Below are 378 nucleotides of genomic sequence, written 5' to 3' on the forward strand. Positions count from 1 at the left end.
TGCCGGCACCACTTTTATATGATATAATATTCAAGTCTCTTGTAAGAAGAGCCATTAGCTCAGTTGGTAGAGCATCTGACTTTTAATCAGAGGGTCGAAGGTTCGAGTCCTTCATGGCTCACCATTTTTAAGCGGGTGTGGCGGAATTGGCAGACGCGCTAGACTTAGGATCTAGTGTCTTTATGACGTGGGGGTTCAAGTCCCTTCACCCGCATTATATAGGATGACAGTTATAAAAACTGGACATCCTGTCTGCGGAAGTAGTTCAGTGGTAGAACACCACCTTGCCAAGGTGGGGGTCGCGGGTTCGAATCCCGTCTTCCGCTCCAACTATACCATCCACGCCGGGGTGGTGGAATTGGCAGACACACAGGACTT

3 tRNA genes are annotated in these 378 nt (G+C 48.9%); all 3 read left to right on the forward strand.

The window, feature by feature from the left end:
• Positions 1-48: 48 nt before the first annotated feature.
• The 3 genes from WA325_RS21255 (at position 49) to WA325_RS21265 (ending at position 329) form a co-directional block, all read left to right on the forward strand.
• A tRNA-Lys gene (locus WA325_RS21255) sits at positions 49-124 on the forward strand.
• Between the two features lie 7 nt (positions 125-131).
• Positions 132-214 (forward strand) — tRNA-Leu (locus WA325_RS21260).
• A 40-nt stretch (positions 215-254) separates the two neighbouring features.
• Positions 255-329 (forward strand) — tRNA-Gly (locus WA325_RS21265).
• Positions 330-378: the final 49 nt, after the last annotated feature.

The sequence above is a fragment of the Bacillus sp. 205(2023) genome (assembly GCF_037027485.1).
Taxonomy (GTDB): Bacteria; Bacillota; Bacilli; order Bacillales; family Bacillaceae; genus Bacillus; species Bacillus halotolerans.